Here is a 21,270-nt window from a genome sequence, read left to right as displayed (position 1 = left end):
CCCGCCCGTCGGGCACCTTCTTTCGACGGATGAGAAGCAACACCCAATGCTTGCCGGAACGGCCGTTGGAGAAGGACCAACAACTCAACGCGTGCTAACCCGCCCGTTCGTCGTAGCGTCCGTCTTACCAGGCGAGTTCTTTGCAGCATACATCGCCTCGTCTGCGGCATGCATCAGGCTGGCGGCATCGGCCTGTTCGCCGCGCTGCCAGGCCACGCCGATGCTTGGCTGGATCGGTAGCCGTTGCTCGCCAAACATGGCACCTGCAGCGGCGGCGTGACGGATGCGCTTGGCCACCGTGGCGCAGCCCGCCTCTGGCGTCTGCAGATTGTCCAGCAGCACCACGAATTCATCGCCGGCCAGACGCGCCACCAGGTAACGGCCTTCCACCGCGCGCTGCAGACAATGGCCGAACTCCACCAACACTGCGTCGCCGGCGCGATGGCCATAGGTATCGTTGATGCGCTTGAAGCCATCCAGATCCAGGAACATCACCGCCACCGTGCGCTGCAACTGCTTCGCCTGCACCACCGCAGCCTGCAAGGCCTCGGTCCAGGCGTGGCGGTTGGGCAGGCCGGTCAGCGCATCGCGGGTGGCGCGTTCGTGCATCAGGCGGTGCAGCGTCTTGTGCGCGGTGACGTCCTGCGCCATCAGGAAGAAGCCTTGCATGCCCGCACGCGAACGGCGGGTTTCCGGCACCAGGGTGATCTCCACATCGCGCGGCGTGCTGCCGATCCGCAGCACATGTTCGAAGCTGGCGCGTTGTCCGGCCGCCACCTGTGCCAGCGCGGTGCGGGCGGGAACGCTGAGCGCTGCGCCGAGCAGATGGGTGATGGGCATGCCGACCAGACTGGCGGGCTCCACGCCCAGCCAGTCGCGGTGCGCTTCGTTGGCAAACAGGCAGCGCTGGCTGGCATCGAACTGACTGACCAGCGCCGGCGTGGCATCGCTGATGGCCCGCAGCCGCGCTTCGCTTTCCGCCAGGCGCTCGGCGGCGACATGGCGCTCGGTGACGTCCTGGATCTGCGAAACAAAATGCACCGGCGCGCCGCTGCCGTCGCGCACCAGCGACACCGACAACTGCGCCCAGATCACCGCGCCCTGCTGGCTGATGTAGCGCTTGGCCAGGCTGTAGCTGTCGCGTTTGCCGTCGATCAATTCCTGCACCAGCTTCAGGTCCATATCCAGATCCTCCGGATAGGTGATCTGCTGGAAGGTGGTGCGCAGCAGCTGCTCGCGTGGGTAGCCCAGGATGCTGCACAGCGACGGATTGACGTCGCGCCAGGCGCCTTCCAGCGACACGATGGCCATGCCCTGCGGCGCGGTTTCGAAGGCACCGGCGAACCGTTCTGCCGCCAATTGCGCGGCGGCCTGCGCCTGCAGCTCGGCGGTGACGTCGATGGCCATGGCCAGGTAGCCGGCCAACCCTTGCTGTGCATCGTGGATGATGTTGAAACACAGGCGCACGCGGCGCAGTTCGCCGTCCTTGCGCACCAGGGTCCACAGCTCCTCGCGCAGCATGTCGCCGGCCGCAGCCGCGGCCAACTTCACGTACGACGGGGGCGACAGCGCCAAGGTCGCCATATGGCGTTCGAGTTCGGCCTGCAGATGGAAGCGTGCCGGGCCGCTGCCCAGGACCTCTTCGGCCGTATAGCCCAGCAACTGTTCGGCACCGGGATTGAACAGCTCGATCCGGCCCTGCGGATCGAAGGCGATGATCGCCACGTCCTGCGAGGCGTCCACCAGCGCCTGCAACCGTGCGCGCTCGGCCGACAACGCCGCCGAGGCGTCCTTGAGCTGGGTGATGTCATGCATCACGCAGACCGCGCCCAGCGCGGTGCCCTTGTCGCCCACCACCGGGTCCGCATTGCACAGCACGCTGCGCGCCGGTTGGCCATTGGCGCGGATCACCAGTTCGGCATTGCGCACATGCTCGCCGCGCCAGGCGCGCAGCAGCGGAATGGCGTCGGTGGGCAACAGCGTATTGCCGTCGGCGGTATACAGATCGAAGTGCTGCGCCCATTGCGCCGGTGGCAGCACGCGCGGGTCGGCGCCGTGCCATTGCCGCGCGGCGTGATTGAACTCGCGCAGCAGGCCATCGGTGCCGCAGGCCACCACGCCATCGGGCATGGCTTCCAGCAGCATGCTCAGGGTTTTCCGCTGTGCCTGTGCGGCCAGCCGATCGCGACGGGCTTCGAGCTGGCTGACCGCCTGTCGCGCCAGCCGGATCAGCGCCTGCTTCTGCTGGTCGTCGAGCACGCGCGATCGGGTGCTGAGCGTGCACAGGGTGCCGTAGGCATAGCCTTCGCGGCCGATCAGCGGCACGCCCGCATACGAGCGCACGCCGGGCGCGTTGGTCACCAGCGGGTTGTTGACGAAACGCGGGTCAGCCTCGGCATCGGGCACTTCCATCAGCTCGGTGCCCATCACCGTGTGCGAGCAGAACGACACGCTGCGCGGCGTGCCTTCCAGGTCGGTACCGCAGCGCGCCTTGAACCATTGCCGGTTGGCGTCGAGCAGCGACACCAGCGCCATCGGGGCGCCGGTCACGTGCGCGGCCAGCCAGGCGATGTCGTCAAACTCGGCTTCGGCTTCGGTATCGAGCACCTCCAGCCGGCGCACCGCGTCCACGCGCTGGGCGTCGTTGGCGGGGATCGGCACGGGCGGCAACGGGGCAGTCATGGCGTGGTCGGCGGGTAGCATCGGGTCAAGGTAGGTCGCACCAGGTAACGGCGAGGCGATCGCCAACTTAAGCGCCCGCGGCCGCGTTCGTTTGTGCGGACCGGCCGGCATTGCGGTGCAGCGGGGTCGCTGCTGCACCCGGGGGTGCAGACGCCAATTGGAGGGCGGCGTAGACCCACCCTGCCCTTGTGCCCAGTGCAGCGATGCCAGCTTCGCCGGCGTTGCCACCCTGCCGAACAGCATTTGCGGCCTCGCCGGGCAGCCACTACCCTCGGCCGATTGCCCTGTTCTGGAGTGTCACATGCTGCGTCCGCTGTCCCTGTTGATCGCCGGTGTGCTCGGTGTCGCCACCGGTACCGTTGCCCCCGCCGTCGCGGCCGCCCCGGCCAGCCTGTCCAAGAGCGCGGCCAGCAGCGCCATTCCCGATATCGCCTATACCCTCTTCACCCTCCCCAACGGCCTGACCGTGGTGGTGCACGAAGACCACAAGGCGCCGGTGGTGGCGGTGAGCATCTGGTACCACATCGGCTCCGGCGACGAGCCGGCCGGCAAGACCGGCTTTGCACACCTGTTCGAGCACCTGATGTTCTCCGGCTCGGAAAACAACAAGGGCAGCTTCTTCGCGCCGCTGGAAAAGGTCGGCACCACCGACATGAACGGCACCACCTGGTTCGACCGCACCAACTATTTCGAAACCGTGCCGACCACCGCGCTCGATACCGCGCTGTGGCTGGAATCGGACCGCATGGGCCACCTGCTCGGCGCGATCGGCCAGCAGGAACTCGATACCCAGCGCGGCGTGGTGCAGAACGAAAAGCGCCAGGGCGAGAACCGCCCGTATGGCCGCGTGGACCAGAACAACCTGTCCAACCTGTTCCCGGCCAACCACCCCTACCAGCACGACACCATCGGCTCGATGGAAGATCTGGACGCGGCCTCGCTGGCCGACGTCAAACAGTGGTTCAACGACAATTACGGCGCCGCCAACACCACCCTGGTGCTGGCCGGCGACATCACCGTGGCGCAGGCGCGCGCCAAGGCCTTGCAGTACTTCGGCGATATCCCGTCCGGCAAACCGGTGGCGCGCCAGCAGCCGTGGGTGACCCCGCTGGCAACACAAAAGCGCGGCGTGCAGCACGACCATGTCTCGCAGCCGCGCATCTACCGCACCTGGGTTGCACCGCAGCTGGGCACCGACGACCTCATCCAGCTGGATCTGGCAACCACCGTGCTCGGCGGCGGCAAGACCTCGCGGCTGTACCAGCGCCTGGTCTACCAGGACAACCTGGTGGACGACGTCTCCGCCTCGGTGCAGCCGTTCGCGCTGTCCAGCCAGATGCAGATCCAGGCCGACGTGAAAGACGGCGTGGACCCGGCCAAGGTCGAGGCGATCATCGACGAAGAACTCAAGAAGTTCATCGCCCAGGGTCCCACCGCCGACGAACTGCAGCGCGCGCAGGTGGCCTACCGCGCCGGCTTCGTGCGCGGGCTGGAAAAGGTCGGCGGCTTCACCGGCAAGGCGGTGATCCTGGCTGAGGGCCAGGTCTATCGCGGCGACCCGGGCGCCTACAAGAAGGATCTGCAGCGCGCCCAGGCCGCCACCGCCGACAGCGTCAAGCGGGCCTCGGCCACCTGGTTCGGCAAGGGCGATTACCTGCTGACCGTGCTGCCGGCCGGCAAGGACTTCGACCCGGCCGCCGAAGACAAGGCGGTGGTGGCACGTGGCGAAGAACCCGGCAAGCCGGCGCCCAAGCTGCCGGCCGCGGGCACGTTCAAGGTCACCGCCTCCACGCTGGACCGCAGCAAGGGCGCGCCGCAGACCGATCGATTCCCGGACCTGAGCTTTCCGACGCTGCAGCGCGGCAAGTTGAAGAACGGCATCGAGGTGATCCTGGCCGAGCGCCACACCATCCCGGTCACCCAGGTGGAGTTGCTGTTCGACGCCGGCTACGCCGCCGACCAGGGCCACAAGCTCGGCACCGCCAGCTTCAGTGCCGCGCTGATGAACGAAAGCACCACCGCGCTGGACTCGGTGGAAGTGGCGCAGCGCCGCCAGCGCCTGGGTGCGATCACGGCGGTCGGCTGCGATCTGGACAGCTGCAGCGCCTCGCTGGACGCGCTCAACGACCAGCTGCAGCCCTCGCTGCAGCTGTTCTCCGACATCGTGCGCAATCCGGCCTTCAAGGCTGCCGACATCGAACGCGTCCGCGGCCAGTGGCTGTCCGGTATCGCGCAGGAAAAGACCCAGCCCAACAGCCTGGCGCTGCGGGCGCTGCCGCCGTTGCTGTTCGGCAACCAGCACCCGTACGGCATCCCGCTCACCGGTAGCGGCACCGAGGCGGCGATCAAGAGCCTCAACGCGCAGGATCTGCAGAATTTCCACAGCCAGTGGCTACGTCCGGACAACCTGCGCATCCTGGTGGCCGGCGACACCACGCTGGCGCAGATCATTCCCCAACTCGATGCCACCTTCGGCGACTGGAAGGTCCCGACCACGGCGTTGCCGAAGAAGAACCTGGCCAACGTCGCCGCCCAGCCCAAGCCGCGCGTGTACCTGATCAACCGCCCGGATGCGCCGCAATCGGTGATCCTGGCCGGCTTGCTGGCTCCGTCCACCAAGGCGCCGGACAACCTGGCCATTGGTGTGGCCAACGGCGCCTTCGGCGGCACCTTCACCTCGCGCCTGAACATGAACCTGCGCGAGAACAAGCGCTGGGCCTACGGCGCCGGCACCCGCATGATGGATGCGCAGGGCCAGCGGCCCTACCTGTTCTCGGCACCGGTGCAGACCGACAAGACCGCCGAATCGGCCAACGAGATCTTCAAGGAAGCCACCGCCATCATCGGCGACAAGCCGCTGACCACCGACGAGATCGAGAAGATCAAGAACCAGCGCATCCGCGCCCTGCCCGGCAGCTTCGAAACCACCGGCGCGGTGCTCGGGGCGATCGAGGGCATCGTGCAGTTCGACCGCCCCGACGACTACGTGCAGACGCTCAAGCCGGGCCTGGAAGCGATCGACCAGCCGGCCGCGCAGAAGGCCATCAAGGAAATCATCAAGCCGGAGGCGATGACCTGGGTGATCGTCGGCGACCTGAAGAAGATCGAAGCTCCCGTGCGTGCGCTCAAGCTGGGTGACGTGCAGGTGCTGGACGTGGACGGCAAGCCGGTCAAGCGCTGATCGCACCTGCCACACCGGCTGCGCTGCTGCACGCAGCGTGGCCGGTGTGGCAGCGTCATGTCTGATGCGGCGTGTGGTGGTTCGGCGCGTCAGTCGCTGCCCGGAATGCGCGTCGCCACCGCAGTATTCCCCCGCGTAGCTGCGGCGCTACAGCAGCAACGCATATGCACCTGCTGCACTGTGATCGTTGCCTGCAGGCGTGCTCGACAGCAGCAAGGACACAGCAGGGCGTGCTCGTGCGCGTCGTGTTGAAATAGCGATGACCCTGGCGCGCAACTGCCGGGTGGACACCGCTGGCACCATGCAATGTGTGGTGCAGATGGTCCAGGCGCATTCGCCAGTGTGCGTTACACGCAGCGCATGTTGAACACCTCGCCTGTCGTTCGCCATCGTGGCCCTGCCCGATCCCCTGCCTGATCGCCTCGCAAGCACGACCCATGCGGTCGCTGCCGGCATGCGGCGCTGGCGTCTCACCTTGCACGGTCTGCAGGGCGGCATCCACGCCGCATTACCGGCGCTGCCGGTATGCTTGCCGCTTTCGCGTTCGCGCTTGCCTGGCTGATTCGATGAAAGACATGCCCGTAGCTGACGAAGCCTCTCGCCAACAGGTCCTGGATGGCTATCGCATCGTCGACAGCCTGCCGGAGGACACCTATCAAGACGTCGTGCAGGTTGCCGCGTCGCTGTGCGACACACCCATCGCGCTGATGTCGCTGGTGGACCGCGACCGCCAATGGTTCAAGGCGCAGCTGGGTCTGGGCCTGCAGCAGACCGAACGGAGCCAGGCAGTGTGCGACCACGCCATCCGCAGCCCCGAGCAACTGATGGAAGTGCCGGACCTGCGCAAGGACACTCGATTTGCCGATATTTCGGTGGTCACCGGCGACACCGGCGCGCGGTTCTATGCCGGCATGCCGCTGGTCACCTCCGACGGTGTGGCACTGGGCACGGTCTGCGTGCTCGACACCGAGCCACGCACGCTCACCGAGCTGCAGCGCACCGGCCTGCAGGCGCTTGCACGGGTGGCCATGCGGCTGCTCGACGAGCGCAAGCGCGAGCTGCAACTCGAACGCGACGCCATCCTGCAGCCGGTCGCCCCGGTTGCCAGCCAGGCCGTCGCCGACACCGGCTATCACCTGGTGATTCTGGAAGTACAGGAATTGGCCGCACTGGCCGAACGCCAGAGCGAACGTTTGCTCGGGCGCAACCTGCAGCAGCTCGACCAGGCCCTGGCGGCACTGGTACAGGGGCCAGGCAACAGCATCGACCGTGTCACCGACAGTGCGGAATTCATCGCCGTGCTGCGCGGACCCGACGCCGAGCGCACCTTGCAAAGCCTGCGCGAGATCGCCCAGCAACAACATGCGTTGGGCCTGACCGTCTTGTTGGGCCAGGCACAATCCACACGCCCGGACGAGCCGATCGGCCAGGTATTTCTGCGCGCCGAAGTCGCGCTGAGCGCAGAGAAGGACCGTTACCGGCAGAGCCTGGCCTGAGGCCTGCGAATCGATCTGCTGCTTCGCAGACGTACCCTCATCCCAATCCCTCTCCGCTAGAAGACGGGGTTTGAAGCGAAGCGCCCGCGGTCAGTTGTTCCGCGGTGAATTCATCCTCGCCGCTTGGTTTGAACTGCAAAGCAAGGCGGAAGCGATGTAAGCCCCTCGCCCGGCGGGGCGTAAACGCATCGCTTGCAGGCCACTGGCGTGCGCGTGCCTTGGAGCGGCCGCGCTGCAGGCGCGAGCCGGGGCGTGGAACGGGGGTTGGGGTAACGATAAGGCGGTACTGAGTTTCGCATCTCGCGATGACACTGCCGCATCCCAGCTGCGTCTGCACCGCAGCACAAGCCCACCTTTCACCCCAGCGCGCACTGCTTCAACTGGCGATCGGCGTACCACAGCGCGCGGCGGGCCAGGTCGTAGGCGCTGTCGGCCTGACGCGGCAGCATCTGTGCGGCCATCACCGGATCGGCGCCGTTGTTCAAGGCGTGCTCGGCGCGTTCCAGGTCCGACAGGTGCGTGCGTACCGGCGACAACAGCGATGTGCGCCTGGAGGCGTCGCAACGCGCACTGCGCTGTTCCAGCGCCGCCAGTGCCTCGCGGATGCGACGGCTGGCTTCCCCCTTGAGGTCGGGCAGGGTTTCATGCGCAATCGGCGCTGACTTATAGGCATCGCCCGTCGCCTCGCTGCCCATCTCGCCCTGATTGCCGGCGAGCGCGGGATTGAAGCGCACGTCCGGCGGCGGACGCGCCTTGGCGACCTGGGTCTGCGGCCCGTTGAGCATGTCGTTGAACTTCTTCATGCCGCGATTCATTTCCTGCACCGCCACATCGCCCAAGGTGCCATCGCTCTTCCAGTCCTTGGCGAAGCGGGTTTGCTGGTACTGCACCGGGTTGACCCGCTCCATGATCTTGCGTGCCTTGGCCTGCGCACGTTCGTCGGCCATCCCCGGTGGCACCGCGCTGCCGGTCTGCGCCATCGGGTCCACCTGCGCCATGCGCAGGCGCCCGTCGCGGGTATACAGCTGGGCCGCCATCGAATCGCTGACAGGCGCAGTGGCGGCGGCTGGCGGCCGCGGCGGTGGCGGCGTGTGCGTGACCGGCGGCGCCGCACGCGCGGCCGAGGCAACCCGCGGCTTGCGCTCGGGCTCCTGCGGCGGTTGCTGCGGTGTCGGCGGCGTCTGTTGCGGCCGCGGTACGAAATACACCTGCAACGTGTCGTCGTGTTGCGGGGTTTCGCGTGGCGGCGGCATGTACAGCAACAGGCAGGCAAGAAAGAACAGGATGGCGCCCGTGCATGCGACAGCGGCGACATGCGGGACAAGCGCTTCCTTCCTGCGGGTAATCACAATGCGGGAGACCGATGAGATGAGAGTGCCGACGCCGCACACAGCGAACCCTGGTATGCGACGCGCAAATCTAGCGGGCGGCGCGACGGCGCGCGTTTGTAATTCGTTGTTTGGCTGGGAAGGGCCAGCCGCCATTCACATTGCGCCGCAGGTTGGCGCAAGCGAATCGTCAGTGCGCCACGGGCCGAACAGAGGGCGCGCCGGTGAACGGATTCGACGACAGCATCCGCGAAGCTGGAAAGCGAATCGTCGGCCATGCGATACGCAGGCCAAGCGCCAGTGCCGCGAAAACGGCCTACCCCGCGCGAGATCCGACACCGCCATGCACATCCTCGAACGCTGATGCACCGTCAAGCCAGCACGCTCACCGAAGACGCATCGCCATCCGATCACTGGCAGGCCAACGACAGGCGCACATAGCTCGGCGCGCACGGACTGCTGCTTGGTGACCGCAATCCCTCAGACCGCAGTCCATCAGCAGGCACTCGCCGATCCGACCAGCACTTCCCGAGCCACGGCACGGCGCCCATCAGGCCTGGTCGGCGCGGTACAGGCGCTGGCAGACCTCGCAGAAAAACGCGCGACGTCCGGCCTTGCCCAGGTGCTTGCGGTACTGCAGCGGTGCGCCGTCGCGCGGGCAACTGGTCTTGGTGTGCACCTGATAATGCTTCTTCAGCACGAAGGCTTTTTTCCAGGTGTAGAAGTCGAAACTGTAGTCGCGTGCCTGGGTGACCAGTTCGCCGAGCTTGCGCACCGGCAACGCGCCCATGGTGCTTTCCGGATGCACGCGGATGCGATACAGCACTTCGTTCTTGATGATGTTGCCCACGCCGGCAAAGATGGTCTGGTCGAGCAGCGCATCGGCCGCCAGCAATGCCGGGGCGGCGCGTAATTTGCGGCGCGCCTGCGCGGGGTCCCAGAGCGGGTTCATCACGTCCGCCGTCCAGTCGTAGATCTCGTCCAGCGGACGCTCGATGAACTGCACCGAGCACGCGTAGAAGTTCAGCCGCTGGCCTTTGGAAAATTCCAGGCACAAGCGCGGCACCGCGTTGGGCTTGTCTTCGTTGATGCGGTAGCTGCCGAACAGCAGGAAATGGATGCGCACGCTGAAATGCGCAAATTCGATCAAAAAGTGCTTGCCCCAGCTGCGCAGTGCCAGCACGTTTTGCTGGTCCAGCCGCGCGATGTCCTGCTTGCTGTTGCCGGACACGCGCACGATCTTGCGACCGACAAACGCTTGGGTGTCTTCGCGCAGGATGACAAGTGAGGGACCTTCTGGCATGCGCCCAGTATCGAAGCGCTGCGTGAGTCGCCCGTGAGCGCGATGCACACGGCATCCTGACGCACGCGCATGCATAGAGTGCTGCCACCCTCGGCTTGCCTGCCATGCCAGCTCGTCCATCCGCTGCCATTGCACGTGTGCGTTGTGGTTGCGCAGGCTGGTCGATTCCTGCCGCCGACCGCGCACAGTTCGACCAAGGCGCCAGCGTATTGCAGCGCTACGCCACGCGTTTTGACGCGGTGGAAATCAACTCTTCGTTCTATCGCCCGCACCGCGCCAGCACCTATGCGCGATGGGCCGACAGCGTACCGGAGGATTTTCGTTTTTCGGTCAAACTGCCGCGCAGCATCAGCCACGACGCGCGCCTGCACGGCACCGGCCCGCTGCTGGATGCCTTCCTGGCGCAGGCCGGCGCGCTAGGAACACGACTGGGCTGCCTGCTGCTGCAACTGCCGCCCAGCGCGGCCTTCGATGCCGCGGTGGCCGCGCGGTTTTTCGCGATGCTGCGCCGGCGCTGGGACGGCGGCGTGGTCTGCGAACCGCGCCACGCCAGCTGGTTCGCCGCACCTGCGCAGGCGCTGCTGGCGCGCCATCGCATTGCACGCTGCGCCGCCGACCCGGCGCCAGTGCCCGCAGCCTCGCTGCCGAGCCCGACTGCTGCACCGCTGTATTGGCGCTGGCATGGCGCCCCGCGCATCTACTACAGCAGTTACCCGCACACCGCACTGCAGGCGCTGGCCGCGGCGGTGCGCGCCAGCCACCCGGGCAGTACGCAGCCACCGCCCGAACGCTGGGTGATCTTCGACAACACCGCAGCCGGGTGCGCCACCTCCAATGCGCTGGAATTGCAGCGCCTGCTCAAGAACGAGCGCTAACGCAAACGCGGGCAGGTGGCGGTCTTCCGGCACGCCAGTGGCGCGCATCTTGCAACGGCCAGGCTGCAGGGACGCCGGCGCACCACCATTCAAGCTGCCTGAGTGCCGCGCCGATATGCGTGGATCGACGCACGTTGCGGCACCACGCCGATCAGCTTGCTGAATCCAGTCGTCCCGGTGCGAAGCCTGTCGGCGTGCCGGCACCTCGCTCGGTCCCGCCCGCCACATCGGTCGTTTACCATGCCCTACGCCACTGCCCGTTCTGGAGATGTCATGAGTTCTGCCGCGCCCCCGTGCTGCACGTCGCTGCTTGGCCTGTCGCTGAGCATGTTTGTTGCGCCGGGCACGCTGACCGCCGCGCCGCTGGAGCCTCCGGTCGTCAATGCGCCGGCGCCCACGCCGCCCACGCCCGACCTGGCCTACCCGGAACTGTTCCAGGCCGTGCAGCGCGGTGAGCTGTTCGATGACCAGAAGCACTTTGTCGACTTCCTGCCGCTGCGCGACCCGGCGCTGATCAACGCCGACTATCTGGCGCAGCACGATCACCCCGGCTTCGACCTGCGTAAGTTCGTGGATGCCAATTTCGAGGAATCGCCGCCGGTGCAGACCGATGCGATCCGCCAGGACACCGCGCTGCGCGAGCACATCGACCTGCTGTGGCCCAAGCTGGTGCGCAGCCAGAACCGCGTGCCGCCGCACAGCAGCCTGCTGGCGCTGCCGCACCCGTACGTGGTGCCGGGCGGACGCTTCCGCGAGGTGTATTACTGGGATTCCTACTTCACCATGCTGGGCCTGGTGAAGAGCGGCGAAACCACGCTCAGCCGCCAGATGCTGGACAACTTCGCCTACCTGATCGACACCTACGGGCATATTCCCAACGGCAACCGCACCTACTACCTCAGCCGCTCGCAGCCGCCGTTCTTCTCCTACATGGTAGAGCTGCAGGCCGGCGTGGAAGGCGAGGCGGTGTATCAGCGCTACCTGCCACAGTTGCAGAAGGAATACGCCTACTGGATGCAGGGCAGCGATGACCTGCAGCCCGGCCAGGCCGCGCGCCACGTGGTGCGCCTGGAAGATGGCAGCGTGCTCAACCGCTATTGGGACGAGCGCGACACCCCACGCCCGGAAGCCTGGCTGCACGACACCCGCACGGCTGCCGAGGTGAAAGACCGCCCGGCCGCCGAGGTCTACCGCGACCTGCGTGCCGGTGCAGAGAGCGGCTGGGACTACACCAGCCGCTGGCTGGCCGACGGCCAGAACCTGCGCACCATCCGCACCACCGCCATCATCCCGATCGACCTCAACAGCCTGCTCTACCACCTGGAGCGCACGCTGGCCCAGGCCTGTGCGCAACCGGGCGCAGACTGCACGCGCGACTACGCCGCACTCGCACAGCAGCGCAAGCAGGCCATCGACGCGCATCTGTGGAATGCCGCCGGCTACTACGCCGACTACGACTGGCAGACGCGCACGCTGAGCAACCAGGTCACCGCCGCCGCGCTGTACCCGCTGTTCGCCGGCCTGGCCTCGGACGATCATGCCAAGCGCACCGCCAGCACCGTGCGCAAGACACTGCTGCGCCCGGGCGGCCTGGCCACCACCGCAGTGAAGACCGGCCAGCAATGGGACGAACCCAACGGCTGGGCACCGCTGCAATGGGTGGCCGTGGACGGCCTGCGCCGCTACGGCGAAGATGCGCTGGCACGCACCATCGGCGAGCGTTTCCTCGCCCAGGTGCAGGCGTTGTTCGCACGCGAGCACAAGCTGGTCGAAAAGTACGGCCTGGAAACCGATGCGGCCGGCGGCGGCGGCGGCGAATACGCCTTGCAGGACGGCTTCGGCTGGACCAACGGCGTCACCTTGATGCTGCTGAACCTGTATCCGGGCAAGGATGCCAACGCCGCACCTGCCAAGCGCGTGCGCAAGCCCGAGGCCGCCGCGCGCTGAGGACGGTGCCGCTGCTGCGCAGTGCGTGGCAGCGGCAGGGTCGGATCATTGCCGTCGGGTGTCGGACGTGGGGCGTCGGACGGCGCACGTTTTCGATGCGCAGCACCGCCGTCGCGGCGATATGACGCGCTCTGCCTTTGCTGGCGACACGACGCGAGCAGGCGCGCAATGAGGCATTGCCCGCACGAGCCGTGGCAGACGGGCCACCATGGCGATCCTGCGCACTGGCGACGCGTTCTGCGGGTGTACGCCGCGTGGAGCGCAGCGCTTCGATCCGCGCCTGGTGCGTCCGCATGCGTCGAGCGCGTTTGCCGATCGCCAGATTGCCGCTGTCATCGCGTGTGCTGATACGCAGCACCTAGAGCAGCTAACCAAACGACTGCGCACCCGCCAGGCGGGCGCGGCCGGTGCTCGGAATCGGCATGTAGCACTCGTACACTCCGGATCCTGTGCGCCGTCCGCACCCACCTGAGAACTGCTCGCGACGTTTTGTTAGCCGCTCTTAGGCTCGCGGTGCCTGCCCGCGACTGCATCGCAGACGGCCGCGTATCATGCGCACTCTTTCACTCCAGGACGGACCCATGGCCGTACGCACGCTCAATGAATTTCTCGCCCATTCCAAGGAAAAGGACGTCAGCCCCGATCCGTTCGAACTGGAAAACCCGCATCTGCTGGAAGTGCGCCTGAACGGCATGGTGTGGTCCAAGGCCGGCGCCATGGTGGCGCGCACCGGCAACGTCAAGTTCACCCGCGAGGGACTGCTGGAACAGGGCCTGGGCAACCTGCTGAAAAAAGCCGTCAGCGGCGAAGGCATGCAGTTGATGAAGGCCGAAGGCCAGGGCCGCGTGTATCTGGCCGATGTCGGCAAGATGGTCACGCTGCTGCGCTTGAACGGCGAGGCGATCTTCGTCAACGGCAACGATGTGCTGGCGTTCGAATCGGGCGTCGAACACAAGATCACCATGATGCGCAAAGTGGCCGGCATGCTCTCGGGCGGGCTATTCAACGTGCGCCTGAGTGGCCACGGCATCGTGGCGATCACCTCGCACTACGAGCCGCTGACCTTGCCGGTCACCGCCGCCAGCGGCCCGGTGTTCACCGACCCCAATGCCACCGTCGCCTGGTCCGGCACGCTGACGCCGGAGCTGGTCGCCGACGTCTCGATCGGCACGCTATTCGGCCGCGGCTCGGGTGAAAGCCTGCAGATGCGTTTTGCCGGCGAAGGCTGGGTGGTGGTGCAGCCTTACGAAGAAGCCAGCTTCCAGGCCAAGGGCTGATCCAGGCCGCCCGACGGCAGTAACCAATGCGCACGGCCCGGTTGCACGCGATGCAACCGGGCAGTTTTCACGTCACGACGCGGTGCGCAGCGAGGCTGCGCAGCCCAGTGCATCCCGCAGGAGCGCACCCGGGCGCGAGCGCCTTCCCGATAACGCCATAGCGCGCCCAGCAGCGCTCCCACGGTTTACGGGCGCTGATGCATCACACCCAGCCACGCTTGCGAAACCACGCCAGCGGTACCACCACGCTCAGCGCGATGATGCCCAGCGCCCAGAAGTAGTGGTCGTGCCCCTTGAGTTCGGGCATGTAGGAGAAGTTCATGCCCCAGATGCCGACCAACACGGTGGGCGGGATGCCGACGACCGACGCCACCGCCATCACCTTCATCACGTTGTTCTGGTCCATGTTGATCATGCCCAGCACGCTGTCGAGCAGGAACTCGATGCGATCGTCCATGTGCTGCTGGAATTCGCTCAAGGTGGTCAGGTCCTTGTGCAGCAGGGTGATGCGTTTGGCTGCATCGGCCCCGAACCAGTCCGGGGCGGCGCCATCCAGATAGGTGACCAGGCGCAGCATGCCTTGCCCGGCGTTGTGCAGGCCGCCAAGCTGTCGGCCCATGTCGCCGACCTGGTACAACATGCGCTCCAGGTCCTTGGTCTTGTGCGGGCTGTCGAACACTTGCCGCGTGGTTTCGGTGACTGCCGCTTCCAGTGCCTCGAGCCGGTCTGCCAGGCGCCCAACCAGCTGGTCAAACATGCGTAGCAGCAAGTCGTCCGAGCTGTGGCAGGGTTCGTGTTCCAGCCGCGTCGTCAGCGCCTCCAACGAGCCGATGCGCTGCTCGCGCAAGGTCACCAGCATGGTGGGCGACAGCGCAAATCCCAACGGCGCGGTGGGGCCGTCCTCGTCCTGGAAACGCGGCACATTGAGAAACAACACATCGCCCTGGCGACGCACCCGGCTACTGAATTAGATCTCGCCAATCGCCGCACGATCGGGCAAGGCAAACCCCACTTTCTCGGCGGCTTGCGCCAGCTCTTGCGGGCTTGGCTGGCACAGGTCGACCCAGCAACCTGGGGTGTGCCGGGTTCCGGCAATCGGGTGGATCGTGATCATGCATCGACTGTGGGATGAAAGAGCCCAAGCATCCTCCGCGTCCACCATGGCGTCAACGCCGACACATGCCCATCGTCGACGGCCACGACGGACGATGGCCGTACCTGATCACGCATGCAATCGCCGTGCGGTTCCTGCAAGGCAGCGACAACTTTCGCCAAATCGCACATCGATTCTGCTGTGAGCGGTCTGCACGTTCTGGCTGCCTTACATTTTCCGCTCACGCATCCCAGGAGTACGCGCATGAAAATCTCCGGCTCGGCATCTGGCGGGCTACACGAGCCTATTGGCCATGGTGATCTGCCACCTGCTCCATCGGTGTGCGACGACATCCAACTCCGCGGCCACGCCCAGCTCCACGGGCTGCCTCCCCTGCGCCGGAGCGCATCAGCCAAGGCGCGATCGCCGGCGTTCGTCGCAGACAACCGCCATCTCGATGCGCTGTTCGGCAGCACCCAGCCCGCGCGCGGAAAGCAACTGGAAGGAGGTGTCCACCGGACGCCGATCCAGTCTCAGGAAATAGAAACGCCTGCTGCCAGCTTGAAAGGAGGTATCCAGCCAACGCCGAGCCAGTCCCAGGAAAAAGAAGCGCCCACTGGCGGCGTGGAAGAAGATGTCCAGCCGACGCCGAGCCAGTCTCGGGAAATAGAAACGCCCGCTGGCGGCCAAGCGCACGTCAAGATCAATCCAACACGCCTGTTCGTCTCGACCGCTCCGGCACTGGAGATGCCGCATCGTCTCGATCCAGCCAAACTATCCAACGATCTCGGGCTGAGCGAGGACGACATCGATCGCATCAGGAGCACCCCCACGTTCCACGAACAGACTGAAACCGGCGCTCCTTCCAATACGCCATTGGCTCAGCGGCTGCGCCTGGACGATCTGCGCAACAAGAAGGTGGAGTACAAATGGAACATCGCCAGTAATGGCAGCCTGGTCATCGGCGAAGGGCATCCTGGCGTGGTCCTGGACGAGCCGATGACAAGCAAGCAGGCGCGAAAGAAGAAACAGCCATACGCGCAAGGCCATGTCACGCTCGTGGGCGGCCAACCCTGGGACAAGACTCCCTGGCAGGAAAATCGCATGCTACCCGAAGCGCGCCTCGGCGGTACCTTGTACTACAACCCGGACGGCGCGCTGTGCATCGACAACGATTCGGGGCGATTCAGCGAATATGCCGACCGAACATCACAGCATCTCGAAAACGTCGCCAAGCTCTTTCAACACTACGGTCTACCGGTCACCCCGCACTGGAAAGCAAAGAAACAGATCCCGTTGCAGCGTCTGCCCGCCGGCGCGGCCGTAATGCCGCCGCGCCCGGCAGGGGAAGGCGAAACGGCGCATTCTGACCCGAACGGCGACTGATCCGGCGTACACGCGCATCGACATGACCGCTCGCAGCGTGCGGCCACTACCGCACGCTGCACACGATGCGTGCCGCACCCATCGCTCAGCGCTGCCGGTTCCCACGGCGTTTGACCGCATAGCCAATGGCCAGGAGCAGGAACCACACCGGGCTGGCCAGCAATGCCTGACGCGTGTCGTCCTGCAGGGTCAGCAGCACGATGACGAAGGCGAAGAAAGCCAGGCACACGTAGCACATCAGCACGCCACCGGGCATCTTGAACGCCGAGGCGGCGTGCTGCTCCGGGTGCTTGCGGCGGTAGGCGATGTAGGCGCACAGGATCAGCGACCACACGAACATGAAAAGCACCGCCGACAGCGTGGTGACCAGCGTAAACGCGGTGACCAGGTTGGGAATCAGATACACCAGCATCGCGCCCAGCAGCAGGCACAGACAGGAAAACAGCAGGCCGCGCGCCGGCACTGCCGCACGCGAGAGCTTGGCAAAGCCCTTGGGCGCATGCTGTTCTTCGGCCAGGCCGTAGAGCATGCGGCTGGTGGAAAAAATGCCGCTATTGGCCGACGAGGTGGCCGAGGTCAGCACCACGAAGTTGATCAGGCTGGCCGCCGCCGGCACGCCGGCCAGCACGAACAACTCCACGAACGGGCTCTTGTCGGCCACCACCTGCCGCCACGGCGTCACCGCCATGATGGCGATCAGCGCAAGCACATAGAAAATCAAGATGCGCACCGGAATCGAATTGATCGCCTTGGGCAGATTACGGCGCGGGTCGGCGGTTTCCGCAGCCGTGGTGCCGACCAGCTCGATGCCGACGAAGGCGAACACCGCGATCTGAAAGCCGGCAAAGAACCCGCCAATGCCCATCGGGAACATGCCACCGTCGTTCCACAGATTCGACAGCGAGGCCACGTTGCCCGAGGGCGAGTGGAAGCCCCAGGCCACCAGCCCGGCGCCAGTGACGATCAATGCGGCAATGGCGATGATCTTGATCAGCGCAAACCAGAATTCCATCTCGCCGAACAATTTCACCGTGACCAGATTCAGGCTCAGCAGCAACAACACGCACAAGATCGCGGGAATCCACGGCGCCAATCCCGGAAACCAGAACTGCGCATAGGCCGCAATCGCGATGACATCGGCAATGGCGGTGATGATCCAGCAAAACCAGTACGTCCACCCGCAGAAAAACCCGGCCCATGGCCCGAGCAGGTCGGTGGAAAAATCGATGAACGACTTGTATTCCAGATTGGAAAGCAGCAGTTCGCCCATCGCGCGCATCACGAAGAACAGCATCGCGCCAATGATGAGATAGACGAACAGGATCGACGGCCCGGCCAGACTGATCGTCTTGCCAGAGCCCATGAACAGGCCGGTACCGATCGCCCCGCCGATGGCGATCAACTGCAGGTGGCGATTGGACAGGCTGCGTTGCAGATGATCGGGCGCGGACGGGTCAGACATGGGCACGGCACCGGAGGAGTGGGCAAGCTGGTCAACATACGAGATCACGCCCATGCGTGCCAGTGGGCGCCTGATGCGAGGCTGCGGTGGGCACGTCCTCTGCGACGACCTGGGCAAGGCCCGCGTCGCAGACCTGCACCGCCCAAGACCGCAACCAGCGTCCAGGCCGTACCGCACTCCCGGCGGCGGCAATTCGCACTGCATGCAGCTCAGTCTGCCGGTACCTGCTCACGCCTGCCATCTCGACCGTAGCGACCTCGCATCGAACCGTCCCGAGTTCTTCCGACACCGGCATCCGGGTCAGACGCGCTGGTTCACGCTCACCGCCAGGCACCGGCCATCTGGAGCTGTGGCGCAATGCCCTGGAACCACGACGCCAGCCGGGACTGACATTCAACAGAATGCAGCAAAATATACTTTTCCGCCCTTCTCCTAAAATAAAAAACAAACCATTTCTGTCAGAATTAAATAACTTTCGAGATTATCTTTGTAAAGATAATTTCCGAATAATCTGCATCTGTCTTCGTTTTTGTCTCCACATAATCGGCATCTGCAATAACGCCACACCTTTCTCGGATGGTGAGCGTAGTCGTCCACAGTTCCAGGATCCGCTTTATGGTAGCGCTCGCTTTCTAGAGCACGCGCACGGATTCGTGCCATCAATGCTGGCCTTCTACATTCTCAGCCTCGCCAGAAAGCTTCCCATGCATCTTCAGCCACACCCTGCCTGCAAGGCCTGCTGCCATTGTCGATCGATGCGCCGACCATGCTGTTCGATGGTCGTGGCAGGCAGGTAGACGAAACCGGTCATGAGCCGCAACGACGCGGCACACAATCGCACGGTGCGCGTGGGCGCAAGCCCCGCTGCAGCTGCGCTCAAACGTGCAACGGAATCGACGCATTGCGCCGACCGATGCGCGAATACGGCGAGCCGCTTGAATGCGACATGCCGCACCATCTTCTGCGCCGATCGCCCCGGCGCAGGACCACCGATGCACACGCGCATCTGGGGCGCGTTCGGTTGCGCACGTGCATCACTCACCCCGAGCGGACATCAATCGAGAGAAGCCACCAGCCATAGCGAATCACACGACATCTTGATATCTCGCTATTACACACCGTTTCACCACTTCCTATCTCAAGGCAAAATTCAATGTCATCTTTGACAAACCTCCGACCCTGCGTCACGTCCAAGCTCGCCGTTTCGTTGCTGACCGGCGCGCTGCTCATTCCCGTTGCGGCATCCGCCCAGAGCCATGTCGACAACCCGTTCGTCGGCGCGAGCGGGTATGTCAATCCCGATTATTCGAAGGAAGTCAACTCGTCGATCGTCAAGGTCAAGGATGTGCAACTGAAAGCCAAGATGCAGGTCGTCAAGTCCTATCCGACCTCCGTCTGGCTGGATTCGATCAACGCGATCTATGGCGGCTCGCGCAACGCCGGCCGCCTGAGTCTGCAAGGCCACTTGGATGCGGCATTGGCGCAGAAAAAGGCCAATACGCCGATCACGGTCGGCTTTGTCATTTACGACATGCCGGGGCGCGACTGCCATGCGCTGGCCTCCAACGGCGAGCTGCCACTGACGCAAGCCGGCTTGCAGCGCTACAAGACCGAATACATCGACGTCATCGCATCGACGCTGGCCAATCCGAAATACAAGGATCTTCGGATCGTCAACATCATCGAGCCGGACAGCCTTCCGAATCTTGTCACCAATCAAAGCACGCCCGCCTGCGGCCAGGCGGCATCCAGCGGCATTTACGAGGCCGCCATCAAGTACGCGCTCGACAAGCTCCATGCCATTCCCAATGTTTACAATTACCTCGATATCGGCCATTCCGGCTGGCTGGGGTGGGACAGTAACCGTAGCCCTGCGATTTCGCTGTACACACGGGTCGTGCAGGGAACGGCAGCCGGTCTGGCCAGTGCGGATGGCTTCATCACCAACACCGCCAATTACACGCCGCTTCATGAGCCGAACCTGCCCAACCCGGACCTGACGATCGGTGGCCAGCCCATTCGCTCGTCCAACTTCTATCAATGGAACAGTTTCTTCGACGAATCGACCTATGCGGAAGCCCTCTACAACGGCTTCGTCGGCGCGGGTTGGCCCAGCAAGATCGGCTTTCTGATCGACACCGGTCGCAACGGCTGGGGCGGCAGCGCGCGCCCTGCATCTGCCAGCGGCAATGACATCAACACCTACGTGGACTCCGGACGCGTGGACCGTCGTCTCCATCGCGGCAACTGGTGCAATCAGAGCGGTGCGGGGATCGGCATGCCGCCGACCGCGGCACCCGGCGGGCATATCCATGCCTATGTCTGGGGCAAGGGAGCGGGCGAATCCGACGGCTCCAGCAAGTACATTCCCAACAACCAGGGCAAGGGCTTCGACAGATACTGCGACCCGACCTATACGACGCCGGACGGCACGTTGACGGGTGCCTTGCCGAACGCGCCGATCGCCGGTAACTGGTTCCACACGCAGTTCGTCCAGTTGGTCGCCAACGCGTATCCCGCTATCGGCACCTCGACCAAGGTGACGCTGCAGTCGGCTTCGACCGACGCGGTGCCCGCCAGTCTGCCGACGGCAACGAAGGGGCTGACCGCCAATGCAGGGGATGGCAAGGTCAGGCTCAGCTGGTCGCCCGTTGCCGGTGCCACGGGTTACACGGTGCAACGTGTTGCCGGCGCAGCCGCTGCTCCCATCACCGTCGCATCGGGCCTGACCTCGCCCTCATATGTGGACCAGGCGCTCACCAACGGCATCACGTACTACTACAAGGTAACGGCCAATGGCGCATCGGGTGCAGGCGCGAGCTCGGTCACTGTGAGCGCGACGCCGCATCGGTGATGCGATAACTGCGTTGCCACAGAGCGGTAGAGGCTAGTGTGCTCTACCGCTCCTCGGCTGCGGCAGGAGCGCTGCAACAACGATGCGGCGCCTAGCGGCCGCCAGTTCAATCGCTGTCGTGCTGCTCGACCTCTGCCTGGAGCGCGGTATGCGCTTCGAATGAGATGACATCGGAGCAGATGCCGTCGGCGGCGGACCGGGCGCTGCATGGCACAGGCTCGGTAGCGCCACGGCAAGCGGCGCAGCGCCCACTCCGTGCCGCTGCCGGCCAACCCGGTCGGGAAGTGGCCTGTGGCAAGCCGGGACTGCATCGCGCGCGTTGCCGGGGCGCTGTGCCCTTTTGTCTCCAACCGCACAGGCCGCTTCGTAGGCATCTCAACGTACAT

At 65.2% G+C, this 21,270-nt stretch carries 13 protein-coding genes, 1 other RNA gene and 1 pseudogene; 8 read left to right on the top strand and 7 right to left on the bottom strand.

Translation table 11 applies throughout. The features are described from left to right. Nucleotides 1-84 precede the first annotated feature (84 nt). Nucleotides 85-2,803 (bottom strand): annotated as a pseudogene (locus ACCQ00_RS03175) (PAS domain S-box protein). Nucleotides 2,804-2,983: 180 nt separating this feature from the next. Here ACCQ00_RS03175 and ACCQ00_RS03170 point away from each other — a divergent pair. Then, nucleotides 2,984-5,863: a M16 family metallopeptidase gene (locus ACCQ00_RS03170; protein ID WP_039583357.1), complete on the top strand. Its 2,880-nt coding sequence runs from the start codon at nt 2,984-2,986 to the stop codon at nt 5,861-5,863. 566 nt (nt 5,864-6,429) lie between these two features. Continuing rightward, the gene (locus tag ACCQ00_RS03165; RefSeq protein WP_039567583.1) at nt 6,430-7,359 is read left to right on the top strand and encodes a GAF domain-containing protein; all 930 of its coding nucleotides are present in this window, start codon (nt 6,430-6,432) and stop codon (nt 7,357-7,359) included. 356 nt (nt 7,360-7,715) lie between these two features. Here the strand turns inward: ACCQ00_RS03165 and ACCQ00_RS03160 are convergent, their stop codons facing one another. Together ACCQ00_RS03160 and ACCQ00_RS03155 are read right to left on the bottom strand one after the other, a co-directional pair. Continuing rightward, a complete protein-coding gene (locus ACCQ00_RS03160; protein WP_181000119.1) occupies nt 7,716-8,621 on the bottom strand; it encodes a hypothetical protein in 906 nt (301 codons plus the stop codon). Between the two features lie 616 nt (nt 8,622-9,237). After that, nucleotides 9,238-9,990, bottom strand: coding sequence for a DNA-formamidopyrimidine glycosylase family protein (locus ACCQ00_RS03155; RefSeq protein ID WP_039567577.1), 753 nt, complete (start codon nt 9,988-9,990; stop codon nt 9,238-9,240). A gap of 104 nt (nt 9,991-10,094) precedes the next feature. Here ACCQ00_RS03155 and ACCQ00_RS03150 point away from each other — a divergent pair, with 104 nt between their 5' ends. The 4 genes from ACCQ00_RS03150 to ACCQ00_RS03135 all read left to right on the top strand — a co-directional run bounded on the left by ACCQ00_RS03150 (nt 10,095) and on the right by ACCQ00_RS03135 (nt 14,089). Further along, nucleotides 10,095-10,865, top strand: coding sequence for a DUF72 domain-containing protein (locus ACCQ00_RS03150; protein WP_039567575.1), 771 nt, complete (start codon nt 10,095-10,097; stop codon nt 10,863-10,865). Between the two features lie 273 nt (nt 10,866-11,138). Next, a complete protein-coding gene (treA, locus tag ACCQ00_RS03145; RefSeq protein ID WP_039567572.1) occupies nt 11,139-12,812 on the top strand; it encodes an alpha,alpha-trehalase TreA in 1,674 nt (557 codons plus the stop codon). 422 nt (nt 12,813-13,234) lie between these two features. After that, a non-coding RNA gene (locus ACCQ00_RS03140) (sX9 sRNA) lies at nt 13,235-13,310 on the top strand. 83 nt (nt 13,311-13,393) lie between these two features. Beyond that, nucleotides 13,394-14,089: an AIM24 family protein gene (locus ACCQ00_RS03135; RefSeq protein ID WP_017155499.1), complete on the top strand. Its 696-nt coding sequence runs from the start codon at nt 13,394-13,396 to the stop codon at nt 14,087-14,089. A 202-nt stretch (nt 14,090-14,291) separates the two neighbouring features. On the opposite strand, the gene ACCQ00_RS03130 is transcribed toward ACCQ00_RS03135, so the two are convergent. Continuing rightward, nucleotides 14,292-15,044 carry a CorA family divalent cation transporter gene (locus tag ACCQ00_RS03130; protein ID WP_372354062.1) on the bottom strand — a complete coding sequence of 251 codons (753 nt, stop codon included), beginning with the start codon at nt 15,042-15,044 and terminating at the stop codon, nt 14,292-14,294. 12 nt (nt 15,045-15,056) lie between these two features. Beyond that, a complete protein-coding gene (locus ACCQ00_RS03125; RefSeq protein WP_372354061.1) occupies nt 15,057-15,203 on the bottom strand; it encodes a hypothetical protein in 147 nt (48 codons plus the stop codon). Nucleotides 15,204-15,446: 243 nt separating this feature from the next. On the opposite strand from ACCQ00_RS03125, the gene xopV reads away from it, so the two are divergent. Next, nucleotides 15,447-16,568, top strand: coding sequence for a XopV/AopV family type III secretion system effector (gene xopV, locus ACCQ00_RS03120; protein WP_039567567.1), 1,122 nt, complete (start codon nt 15,447-15,449; stop codon nt 16,566-16,568). A gap of 85 nt (nt 16,569-16,653) precedes the next feature. On the opposite strand, the gene cycA is transcribed toward xopV, so the two are convergent. Then, nucleotides 16,654-18,084 (bottom strand): D-serine/D-alanine/glycine transporter, encoded by a 1,431-nt coding sequence (gene cycA / locus ACCQ00_RS03115; RefSeq protein ID WP_180301587.1) that lies wholly within the window; start codon nt 18,082-18,084, stop codon nt 16,654-16,656. A gap of 658 nt (nt 18,085-18,742) precedes the next feature. After that, nucleotides 18,743-19,036, bottom strand: coding sequence for a hypothetical protein (locus ACCQ00_RS03110; protein WP_039567559.1), 294 nt, complete (start codon nt 19,034-19,036; stop codon nt 18,743-18,745). Between the two features lie 201 nt (nt 19,037-19,237). Here ACCQ00_RS03110 and ACCQ00_RS03105 point away from each other — a divergent pair, with 201 nt between their 5' ends. Further along, nucleotides 19,238-20,884 carry a glycoside hydrolase family 6 protein gene (locus ACCQ00_RS03105; protein ID WP_039567556.1) on the top strand — a complete coding sequence of 549 codons (1,647 nt, stop codon included), beginning with the start codon at nt 19,238-19,240 and terminating at the stop codon, nt 20,882-20,884. Nucleotides 20,885-21,270 lie beyond the last annotated feature (386 nt).

The sequence above is a fragment of the Xanthomonas sp. NCPPB 3761 genome (assembly GCF_041475705.2).
Taxonomy (GTDB): Bacteria; Pseudomonadota; Gammaproteobacteria; order Xanthomonadales; family Xanthomonadaceae; genus Xanthomonas; species Xanthomonas phaseoli.
This window is presented reverse-complemented; position numbering and strand designations above follow the sequence as displayed.